Origin of the sequence: Coprococcus sp. AF19-8AC (genome assembly GCF_003603115.1) — a bacterium.
GTDB classification, from domain to species: Bacteria; Bacillota; Clostridia; order Lachnospirales; family Lachnospiraceae; genus Coprococcus; species Coprococcus aceti.
This window is the reverse complement of record NZ_QTMI01000001.1, coordinates 1,074,111-1,077,216: the sequence shown is the minus strand read 5'-3', so window position 1 is coordinate 1,077,216 and position 3,106 is coordinate 1,074,111. Positions and strand designations below refer to the sequence as shown.

The window sequence follows — 3,106 nt, the reverse complement described above, 5'->3', positions numbered from 1 at the left end:
AAGAGATAATTATTATAAGTTTATAATAAGCCATTAATAATTAACAAGACATCTATTACCAAAATCTGCAGAGCAGATTTTAGGTTAGTAAGTGCGAAGCACTTACAAAGCCAAAAATGCAAAGTGGATTGAGGTACAAAACCAAAAGATAAAGTAGACAAATATCTTAAAGCTTTTTAGAAAGAGACCACAACACATCAAGCTACGTGTGTTGTAAGGTTAAGTTAGAAAGAGCGCAGGGTGGATGCCTTGGCACTGAGAGCCGATGAAAGACGTGATAAGCTGCGATAAGCTGCGGCAAGAAGCAAATATTCAATGAACCGCAGATTTCTGAATGGGGAAACCTGGCTGAGCAAACCTCAGTCGTCCTATACTGAATACATAGGTATAGGTCGGGAACCTCCTGAACTGAAACATCTAAGTAGGGAGAGGAAGAGAAAGAAACATCGATTCTGTTAGTAGCGGCGAGCGAAAGCGGAAGAGCCCAAACCGGAGTGCGTGCACTCCGGGGTATGGACTGCAACATGGCAGTGTGATCGATAGCAGAAGGGTCTGGGAAGTCCCGCCAAAGAGAGTGAAAGCCTCGTATGCGAAATTGAAAACACGCCTAGCAGAATCCGGAGTACCACGAGACACGAGAAACCTTGTGGGAAGGCGGAGGGACCACCCTCCAAGGCTAAATACTACTCAGTGACCGATAGCGCATAGTACTGTGAAGGAAAGGTGAAAAGGACCCCGGGAGGGGAGTGAAAGAGAACCTGAAACCCTGTGTTTACAAGCTGTGGAACTACGTTAAGGTAGGACCGCGTACTTTTTGTAGAACGGTCCGGCGAGTTTCTTGTACCGGCAAGGTTAAGCACTTAAGGTGCGGAGCCGAAGTGAAAGCAAGTGTTAATAGCACGCATAAGTCAGTACAAGAAGACCCGAAACCGGGTGATCTACCCATGTCCAGGTTGAAGTCGCCGTAAAAGGCGATGGAGGACCGAACGCACATCCGTTGAAAAGGGTGGCGATGAGGTGTGGGTAGGGGAGAAATTCCAATCGAACCCGGAGATAGCTGGTTCTCCTCGAAATAGCTTTAGGGCTAGCCTCGTATTAGTCTTGCGGAGGTAGAGCACTGAATATCCTAGGGGGCGTCAAAGCTTACCGAAGATTATCAAACTCCGAATGCCGCGTAGATGATGTACGGGAGTCAGACTGCACGAGATAAGTTGGGTAGTCAAAAGGGAAAGAGCCCAGACCACCAGCTAAGGTCCCAAAGTGCGTGTTAAGTGGTAAAGGATGTGGGATTTCGAAGACAACTAGGATGTTGGCTCAGAAGCAGCCATACATTCAAAGAGTGCGTAATAGCTCACTAGTCGAGAGGTCCTGCGCCGAAAATGTCCGGGGCTAAAACACGACACCGAAGCTGTGGATCCGAAAGGATGGTAGAGGAGCATTCTTAAGTCGACGAAGCTGTACTGTAAGGAGCAGTGGAGAGTTAAGAAGAGAGAATGCCGGAATGAGTAGCGAGATTTAAGTGAGAATCTTAAAGGCCGAATATCTAAGGTTTCCAGGGTAAAGCTGATCTTCCCTGGGTAAGTCGGGGCCTAAGGCGAGGGCGAGAGCCGTAGTCGATGGATAACAGGTTGAAATTCCTGTACTGCTTATGAACAGAACTGTGGGGACGCAGAAGGAGAGCACGAGCCGGAAATGGAAAAGCCGGTACAAGCGTATAGCAGTCATGCAGGCAAAACCGCATGAAAAATGTAAAGCGTTATGTGGATCGAACATTAGTAGAGAAGCGTGTGAGCCAGCTGCCAAGAAAAGCCGCTATTGCTTCATAAGTACCCGTACCGTAAACCGACACAGGTGGATGAGGAGAGAATCCTAAGGCCGGCGGGAGAAGTGTTGTTAAGGAACTCGGCAAAATGACTCCGTAACTTCGGGAGAAGGAGTGCCACAGAGATGTGGCCGCAGAGAAATGGCCCAAGCAACTGTTTAGCAAAAACACAGGTCTATGCAAAACCGAAAGGTGAGGTATATGGGCTGACGCCTGCCCGGTGCTGGAAGGTTAAGAGGAGAGGTTAGAGCAATCGAAGCTTTGAATTTAAGCCCCAGTAAACGGCGGCCGTAACTATAACGGTCCTAAGGTAGCGAAATTCCTTGTCGGGTAAGTTCCGACCCGCACGAAAGGCGTAATGATTTGGGCACTGTCTCAACAACACACCCGGTGAAATTGAAATACCAGTGAAGATGCTGGTTACCTGCGCCAGGACGGAAAGACCCCATGGAGCTTTACTCCAGTTTGATACTGGGATTCGGTACTGTCTGTACAGGATAGGTGGGAGGCTAGGAAATGGTGACGCCAGTTGCCATGGAGCCAACCTTGGGATACCACCCTTACAGTACTGGGTTTCTAACCTGCAGCCGTAACCCGGCTGGGGGACAATGTCTGACGGGGAGTTTGACTGGGGCGGTCGCCTCCGAAAGAGTATCGGAGGCGCTCAAAGGTTCCCTCAGAACGGTTGGAAACCGTTCGAAGAGTGCAAAGGCAGAAGGGAGCTTGACTGCGACACCGACGGGTGGAGCAGATACGAAAGTAGGACTTAGTGATCCGGTGGTATAAAGTGGGATTGCCATCGCTCAACGGATAAAAGCTACCCTGGGGATAACAGGCTTATCACTCCCAAGAGTTCACATCGACGGAGTGGTTTGGCACCTCGATGTCGGCTCATCGCATCCTGGAGCTGTAGCAGGTTCCAAGGGTTGGGCTGTTCGCCCATTAAAGCGGTACGCGAGCTGGGTTCAGAACGTCGTGAGACAGTTCGGTCCCTATCCGGCGTGGGCGTAGGATATTTGAGAGGAGCTGTCCTTAGTACGAGAGGACCGGGATGGACAAACCTCTGGTGTATCTGTTGTTTTACCAAAGGCATGGCAGAGTAGCCAAGTTTGGCAGGGATAAACGCTGAAGGCATCTAAGCGTGAAGCCCCCCTCAAGATAAGATATCCCATCTTCGGAGTAAGACCCCTTGAAGACTACAAGGTTGATAGGCTTTGTGTGTAAGTGCGGTAACGCACTCAGCTGAGAAGTACTAATAGGTCGAGGACTTATCCTTAGAGGTTT

General features: G+C 49.5%; 1 rRNA gene. It reads left to right on the top strand.

Features of this window, described 5'->3' with window-relative positions:
- Positions 1-217: 217 nt before the first annotated feature.
- Positions 218-3,098, top strand: a 23S ribosomal RNA gene (locus DWX57_RS04875).
- Positions 3,099-3,106: the final 8 nt, after the last annotated feature.